The sequence below is a fragment of the Paraburkholderia sp. BL18I3N2 genome, from assembly GCF_003001875.1.
Lineage (GTDB): Bacteria > Pseudomonadota > Gammaproteobacteria > Burkholderiales > Burkholderiaceae > Paraburkholderia > Paraburkholderia phytofirmans.
In genome coordinates, this window is the sequence record NZ_PVNC01000046.1 from 1 (window position 1) to 8,287 (window position 8,287).

Below are 8,287 nucleotides of genomic sequence, written 5' to 3' on the forward strand. Positions count from 1 at the left end.
ATTGCCTCAGTCACCAACATAAGCACTGGCGCCACAGACCTCTCATTCGCCGCCAGAGGCGCAAACGGAGCCCCATACCGCGCGAGCGGTTTAGTGTACGCCCGTGATGGCGTGCTATCTGCGGGGTGTAAGTCCCCGCCGGAGTTGGCCACAGCTCCGTAGCTGAAGGTAACTGCGTCGTCGTGAGACGGGGTGGGGAGTAACCGGAAGCGAACTGTCGGTCCGTAGGTTAACGAACCTGTTTCGGCGGGGTATGGCGGCGAGCCTGCACTAAAGTGGCGAAGCCTGGAAGTAACACAGCACGCTGTCGTGGCAGATAAAGCGGTGCGGTGGCGTACCACGTGGTTGAGGACGGAACGATGGGACGGTGGCACGAAGCAAGCGGGGAGACCTGTCGGCGAGGTGAACGCTGGCAGGAGTCAGAGTCCCGATAGTACTGCACACGGCAGCGTTAAGTCGTGGAGACCTGCGTCAGAGCAAAAGGCGCACTAGGGAAGCAGGGCAGGAAAGTTGATAGCAAAAGACCGGAAGGAAGCAGAGATGAAGATCGAAGCATCGCCAGTGTCGGAAACGACTAAACAAGATGCAGACGCGCTGGGAAGCTGCGTGCAGCGGAAATTCGCGTCGGCTTCAATCTGGACGGACGCTATGTTGGCTGCTCTCCAAAACGGAGTTAAAGGAGGCAAATGGCATAGTCTGATCGACGAGGTGTTTCGCCTGGAGACGCTCGCGCTGGGATGGGCTCAGGTCGAGAAGAACGCCGGGGCGGCGGGAGTGGACCGCATGAGCGTGAAGCGATTCGCGCAAGCACGGGACCGATACCTCGCTGAACTGGCGCATGCATTGCAGGATGGTAGCTATCGCCCGCAGCCGGTGCGGCGCGTCTACATACCGAAAGGCAAAGGACGCCGCCCGCTCGGTATACCCGCTGTGAAGGACCGCGTTGTTCAAGCGGCCCTGAAGCTGGTGATCGAGCCGATCTTTGAGCATGAGTTCGAGCCAAGAAGCTACGGCTTCCGTCCGGGCTTGGGCTGCAAGGATGCGCTGCGCGAAGTGGACCGGCATGTGAAAGCGGGCTACTGCTGGGTGGTCGATGCCGACCTGCAAAGCTATTTCGACTCGATTCCGCACCTACCTCTTCTCGCGAGAGTGGCCGGGCGAATCGCGGACGGCCGGGTACTGGAACTGATCCAGTCCTTTCTCAAGCAAGACATCATGGAAGACATGACGCGGTGGACGCCGACTTCCGGCAGTCCTCAAGGGGCGGTTGTCAGCCCCCTGTTGGCAAACCTCTACCTGCACGAACTTGACGTGGAAATGCGTCAGGCGGGGCTGGTCATGGTGCGCTACGCGGATGACGCCGTGGTGTTATGCCGCACACGTGGGGAAGCGGAGGCTGCGCTCACTCGCATGCGGGCCTGGGTGGATGCGAACGGCTTGACACTGCATCCCGACAAAACCCACGTAGGGGATTGCCGGTTGGAGGGTCATGGGTTCGAATGGAGGTGTCAGGAATTTTGTGTGCTGAGGTCGGTTAAAAAATCTCAGCTCATGGCGGCGGTGAATCGCTCGCCGAACAGAATGGCGAACTGATTGACAGCTTGCCGCCAGGTGATAGGCGGCATCTTCCAATCCTTTTCGATGTTGCGCAAGGCCAGATACAGCAGTTTGCTGGCGGCTTCGTCGCTGGGGAAGTGGCCGCGATTCTTGACGATTTTGCGCAACTGCATGTGCATGCTCTCGATGGCGTTGGTCGTATAAACGATTCGACGCACCTCGGGGGGATAGGCGAAGAAGGGAATCACCTGTTCCCATTGGCGTTGCCACATGGCCGCGACGGTAGGGAATTTGCGGCCCCATTCGCTTTGCGCAAAGGCGTCGAGCGCCACTGCCGCCGCCTCGGCCGAGGCGGCCTGATAGACCGGCTTGAGCGCAGCCGCCAACGGCTTGCGGTCCTTCCAGCTCGCCAGATTCAGCGAATTGCGGATCAGATGCACGATGCAGGTCTGAATCTGGGCGGCCGGATAGACCGCTTCGATCGCCTCCGGGAAGCCGCGCAAACCGTCAACCACCGCGATCAGGATGTCGTGCAGGCCACGGTTCTTCAGTTCGTTGAAGACCTTCAGCCAGAACTTGGCTCCCTCGGTTTGCTCGATCCACAAACCCAGCACTTCCTTGCGGCCGTCGGCGCGAATGCCCAGCGCGAGATACACCGCCCTTGTTCCTGACCGTGCCTTCGTCGCGGATCTTCAGCCGAAGTGCGTCGAAATACACGATCGGATACATCGCCTCAAGCGGGCGTTGCTGCCACTGTTCGACCTCGGCCAGCACTTCATCGGTGACAGTCGAAATCAGATCGGGAGACACCTGCAGGCCATACAGTTCCAGCAAATGGCCCTGGATCTCGCGCACGCTCATGCCGCGCGCGTACATGCTGATGACGTGATCGTCGAAGCCCGGCAGCCGGCGTTGATACCTGCCCACCAGTTGCGGCTCGAACGTTGCCTGCCGGTCACGCGGGATATCCAGATTCAGTTCGCCGTTGGGCGTGATGACCGTCTTGTGGCTCGTGCCGTTGCGATGGTTGCCGGCCTTGCCTTGCTCAACCTCGTTCTCCAGGTGATGCGTGAGCTCCGCCGCCAGCATGCGCTCAGCCAGTTGCTTCTTCAGTTGCCCGGCCAGGCCCGATTCGCCGAGAACCGACTCCGCATCCTTGTTTTGAATCTGCGCCAGCAGTTGATCGATCAGTTCATCGGGAAACAGCTTCGGCGCCTTCGGGTTCTTGATCTTCTTAGTCACAGTTGCTTCGGTCATAGGACGTTGTTTCCGTTATCGTCTCATGACCTCGGCACACTAAAATTCTGACAGGCTCGTTCGAATTTCTGGGCTACCGGTTCGAGGCGGGCCAACGTTGGGTGCGCAAGAAGAGTCTCATGGGGCTGCGGGACAAGATCCGCGCCCTGACCAGGCGTAACAGGGGCGATTCGATCGAGGGCATCATTGCGTCGATCAACCCGATCCTACGCGGCTGGTTCGGCTATTTCCAGAATGCCCACCGATACACCTGCTCGTCGGTTGACGGCTTCGTCCGCCGCCGTCTGCGAGCGATCCTGCGCCGACAGTTACACCGTCCGGGTCAGGGTAAATGCTTGCGCAATCACACCCGATGGCCTAATGCCTTCTTCGCTAATCTTGGGCTGTTCACGATGTCCGAGGCTCATCGATTGGCGCGCCAATCCCGATGTGGAAACAACTGACTGGAGAGCCCGTCGCGGGAAAACTGCACACCGGGTTCGGAGGGAGGGGACGGCGAGCGCCGTTTCCTACCCCTATCCGATCGACCTTAGCCGACGCTGGCTGGTCAGGCGCCGTGCGGCTGCTACATACCACTCTGCAGTCTTGGCAATGCGTTGCAGATGAATGCCGGGTTCCGGGAACGGCAACGGGTTTCTCAGCGACCCGATAGAGTCATTTGCGCCTTTTCGCTGAACGTCGGTTTTCAGGCAAATAGTCGGACGGATACCGCTCCAAGCGATGCGCCAGCGCAGGACGTCGGAACGTGTGGTGCGCGTCGGCTCTGGAAGAAAGTTGCGGTACTGCTCCTCATGTAGCCGAACTATTACCGGTTTGCACTACACCGCGACAATTTCGGTAACACTTGCCGGCTTGTATCTGCCGGTCCGGTGTGATCGCGGCTTCTGCTTCCCTCCCTAGGCAGGCCGGTGTACGCTGAAGTTACCTTGCACCCTCCACGCGCTGACGCCGCCCGATTCTTCCTCATTTCCTGGTTTTTTCTCCAATGCCTACTACCCCGTCCTCGGAGTCTGCCCCGGACCAATCCGGTGCCGCGCCTACGCCGTCCGCTTCGCCGGTTTTCCCCGTTGTAGGCATCGGCGCGTCGGCGGGCGGTATTCAGGCACTTCTCCGGCTCTTCGAGCAGATGCCCGCAGACAGCGGTATGGCATTCGTGATCGTATTGCATCTTTCCCCGAAATACGAAAGCCGCGCTGACCAGGTACTACAGCGGGTAACCTCGATGCCTGTCATGCAGGTTCGCGAGCCCACGCACATCGAGAAGAACAGCGTCTATCTCATCTCGCCATCCAATGACCTGTCCATGTTTGACGGCTACCTTCGCGTGACGCCAGCGGAGCGCTCTTCAGGCAGGCCGGTGGCCATCGACCGGTTTTTCCGGAGTCTTGCAGACGCCCATGGCAGCCGGGCCGTCAGCGTAATCCTCTCCGGCACAGGGAGTGACGGTACGGCCGGAATCGGCCGGATCAAGGAATGTGGCGGCGTCACCCTCGCTCAAAATCCGGACGATGCCGAGTACGGCGAGATGCCGCAAAACGCGATCGCGACGGGGCTCATCGATCTTTCGCTGCCAGTCGTGGATCTTCCGCAAAAACTGATTGAACTGTGGAGCAATGCACGGGTGATCCGACTGCCGGCGGTCGAGGGAGAGCCTCCGATAGCAGCAGTGCCTACAAGCGAAAACACCGCAGCAACGGCCGACAGCGCGTTGCAGGATATCCTGAAGGGACTGCGGATCCACACCGGCCACGACTTCCGGCACTACAAGCGCGCAACGGTATTGCGACGCATCGAACGACGCCTGCAGGTCAACACGCTTCCCGATCTGCCGTCGTACCTCCTGTTTCTGGAACGACATCCTGATGAAAACCAGGCGTTGCTTCGAGACCTGTTGATCGGGGTAACGAATTTCTTTCGCGATCGGGAAGCATTCGAAGCATTGGAACGGGAAGTGATACCCGGCGTGTTTGAGGGCAAAGATGATGGAGACCAGGTTCGCGCCTGGGTCGCCGGTTGCTCGACCGGTGAAGAGGCGTATTCGCTTGCCATGCTGTTATGCGAACGGTTGGGCGAAGAGCATACCCAGCCGGGCATTCAGGTATTCGCCACGGATATCGATGAACGTGCCATCGAGTCGGCGCGATCCGGCCGATACCTTGAGTCTATCCTGACCGATGTGCCGCCCTCCCGGCTTCGGCAGTTTTTCGCCCATACCCGCGGCTTTTACCGTGTCAGCAAGGTGCTCAGGGAGAAGGTCCTCTTTGCGGCGCACAACATCCTGCGCGACCCGCCCTTTTCGCAACTTGATCTCATAATGTGCCGCAACCTGCTCATCTATCTTGACCGCGATGTTCAGCGACAGGTGCTGCAGACTTTCCATTTCGCCTTGCGGACCGGTGGATACCTTTTTCTTGGCAGTTCCGAGTCCGCTGAGATTGCGGGAGACCTGTTTGCACCGGTCGACAAGAAAAATCGCATTTACCGCGCCAAAGCCGCCCCGCACCGGGTTTCAGTCGCGCCCCCGTCGGCAACTGCCGGCAAAATCCTTCACGCCTCGCCGGTCGGGGCTGCACACCCTTTGCCCAAGCCTGCGAGTTTTTCGTTTGCACCGTTGCATCAGCGCGTGATCCAGCACTACTCGCCACCGAGCATCCTGGTCGACCGCGACGCTGAAATCCTGCACATGTCCGAAAATGTCGGGCGCTTTTTGCGGTATGTCGGCGGCGAGCCATCGCATAATCTGCTCACCGTCGTGAATCCTGATCTGCGGCTCGAGCTTCGAACCGCGCTCTATCAGGCGCTACAGCATGGCAAAAGCATTGAAGTCAAACGGGTGCGGTTCTCCCGGGGCGGGGCCTATTCCCATGTCAATCTTTCTGTCCATCCATTCCACGACGACATGGCAGGCGGCGACATTCTCGCCGTCTTCTTCAGCGAATCTGACGACGCGGATGCGGAGAACAGGGCGAACGACGCTCACCACCCCGGACAGGACCGGGTTGTATCACAGCTCGAAACGGAACTGATTCGCACGAAAGAACTCCTGCAGTCCAGCATCGAACAATCCAATCTGTCGACCCAGGAACTGAAGGCCTCGAACGAGGAATTGCAGGCCATCAACGAGGAGATGCGCTCGGCCACTGAAGAACTCGAAACCGGCAAGGAAGAGCTTCAATCGGTCAATGAAGAACTGGTCACAGTGAATGCCGAGCTTCAGATGAAGGTCGAAGACGAAGCCAGGGCACACGACGATCTTCAGAACCTGATTGCGTCGAGCGGCATTGCAACGGTCTTTGTCGACCGCGCCATGCGCATCAAGCGCTTTACCGCGCCCGCAGTCAGTATTTTCAATCTGATCGAGACCGATATCGGCCGGCCGTTGCTGGACCTCCGGCATCGCCTGAATTATCCGCAACTTGCCGAAGATGCGGCCGCTGCATTCGATACGCTCAAGCTGACAGAGCGGGAAATCAGCACGAACGATGGACAGTGGTTTTTTGTGCGACTGCTGCCGTACCGAACACTTGACGATCGCATTGAGGGTGCGGTGCTGACCCTGATCGATATCACGGCGCGGCGACGCGCGGAAGAGGTGGCGCGAACCAGCGAAGAGCGATTGAAGTTTGCCGCACTCACCACCAACGACTACGCGATCATCGTTCAGGACCTGCACGGCGTGATCGTCAGCTGGAACAGGGGCGCGCAGAACGTGTTCGGTTATGACGAGGCAGAAGCTATCGGAAAGCCGATTGATCTGATCTTCTCGCCGGAAGATCGGGAACAGGGCGTGCCATTGGCCGAGAGGGAGAAGGCCAGAAGTGCAGGTCGCGCCGACGATGAAAGGTGGCATGTACGCAAGGACGGCAGGCGGATCTATTGCAGCGGCGTCGTGACCGCGATCGATACGGAAGCCTTCAGGGGTTACGCCAAAATCGCGCGAGATCTTACGGACCGGAAAAGTGCTGAAAGCCGCCAGACTAATCAGCTTGAGCTCGAACGGCGGGTCCGGACCCGCGCGGTTTCGGCGAACCGGCAAAAGGATGAATTCTTTGCGGTGCTATCGCATGAACTGAAGAACCCTCTGAACCTGATACACGTACAGGCGGAAATGCTGATGCGCGCGCCGCAACTGCGTGAAAGTCCACTCGTTCAGGAAGCAACCGATGTGATTCTCCGCTCGGTAGTTGGGCAGGCAAAGATCATTGACGATCTGCTTGACCTGTCGCGGGCGCGAACCGGGAAACTTGCGCTGCATCTGGCGCCCGTTGACATTTCGGCGATCCTGCGTACGGTGATCGACGCCAGTGCAGCCGACGCGGCCGCTGGTGGCATTGCTTTATCCGTATCGGGCGCTGACGGCCCGGTTCGGATACAGGCCGACCCGGTCCGTCTGGAGCAGATTTTCTGGAACATCATCCGTAACGCTCTGAAGTTCTCCCCGGCGGGCGCTCGAGTCGACGTAACCCTCTTTTCCGACAATGGATTTGTGTGTGTGCAAGTCGAAGATACCGGCCAGGGGATCGCCCCTGATTTCCTTCCCCGTGTCTTCGACATGTTTAGCCAGGCCAAAACCGGAGCCACCCGCGAGCACGGAGGCCTGGGCATCGGGCTTTCGCTGGTAAAGCAACTCGTAGAAATGCATGGCGGAAAAATCGAGGCGAGATCCGATGGCCTCGGGAAGGGTGCAACATTCTCCGTCAGACTGCCAGAAGTTGCGACTCCGCTGTCCTCGGAGGGTCGCCGTGTGAACGTGGATGGAAGCATCCTGAAGGGTTTGCGCGTGTTGCTGGTTGACGATTCGGCCGAGACGCTAGACGCTTTCCGTGCACTGCTTGAAATGGAGGGCGCGAAAGTGCGTTCCGAACTCAGCGGGAAGGCGGCACTCGCGGCAGCAGCTGAGGCTCCATTCGATCTCATTCTCTCGGATGTCGGAATGCCAGAAATGAGTGGCTATGAACTGATTGCGAAACTTCGAAGGTTACCCCCGACAGCGACCACTCCGGCAATCGCATTGACTGGATTTGGCCGCACACAAGACGTGACTGAAGCACTGGAGGCGGGCTTCGATGCACATGTCGGCAAGCCGGTATCGCTGGCTGCCCTGCTTGCCGCGATTGACCAGGCCCGTTCGGCTCGCGACCACGGGTAGGACCGCGCGGGCCGGCTACAACAGCAGCAATACGACCACATCGGGCGGCAAACTTTTGCCGAACCGGGTGACCGGGTTGCGCCAGAGTGCCGTTGAACGGATAGTCGACTTGATGGGATCACAGAGACCCTGAAGCGCCATTCGCAGTGTGCACGTGCGCGCCGAAGGCTGGTTTCATCACAGGAGCCACCTTTCGTCGGAACCGGGCGACCGTCCCCTTGTGGCCGACGAACGAAACCGCTCGCGCGGTAGGGGGCTCCGGCTAGCGCGTGCGGTTAATGAGCGGCCCGCCGCGCGGCTCCGTATGTTGGCGAATGAGGCAAC

3 protein-coding genes and 1 pseudogene are annotated in these 8,287 nt (G+C 59.5%); 3 read left to right on the forward strand and 1 reads right to left on the reverse strand.

Annotated features, from left to right (window positions below; translation table 11 throughout):
• The first annotated feature begins 540 nt into the window (after positions 1-540).
• A complete protein-coding gene (gene ltrA / locus B0G75_RS39580) occupies positions 541-1,593 on the forward strand; it encodes a group II intron reverse transcriptase/maturase (RefSeq protein WP_258194965.1) in 1,053 nt (350 codons plus the stop codon).
• Here ltrA and B0G75_RS39585 read toward each other — a convergent pair.
• Positions 1,545-2,814 (reverse strand): annotated as a pseudogene (locus B0G75_RS39585) (IS256 family transposase). The gene ltrA and the pseudogene B0G75_RS39585 sit on opposite strands and share 49 nt — an antisense overlap.
• 119 nt (positions 2,815-2,933) lie before the next feature.
• Between B0G75_RS39585 and B0G75_RS39590 the strand changes: the two are divergent.
• A complete protein-coding gene (locus B0G75_RS39590) occupies positions 2,934-3,257 on the forward strand; it encodes a group II intron maturase-specific domain-containing protein (RefSeq protein ID WP_258194966.1) in 324 nt (107 codons plus the stop codon).
• A gap of 542 nt (positions 3,258-3,799) precedes the next feature.
• A complete protein-coding gene (locus B0G75_RS39595; protein WP_106314925.1) occupies positions 3,800-7,963 on the forward strand; it encodes a CheR family methyltransferase in 4,164 nt (1,387 codons plus the stop codon).
• Positions 7,964-8,287: the final 324 nt, after the last annotated feature.

Bases quoted from the DNA above. Each gene is read 5' to 3' on its own strand.
- ltrA (WP_258194965.1), top strand. From the start codon at position 541: ATGAAGATCGAAGCATCGCCAGTGTCGGAAACGACTAAACAAGATGCA.
- B0G75_RS39595 (WP_106314925.1), top strand. From the start codon at position 3,800: ATGCCTACTACCCCGTCCTCGGAGTCTGCCCCGGACCAATCCGGTGCC.
- B0G75_RS39590 (WP_258194966.1), top strand. From the start codon at position 2,934: ATGGGGCTGCGGGACAAGATCCGCGCCCTGACCAGGCGTAACAGGGGC.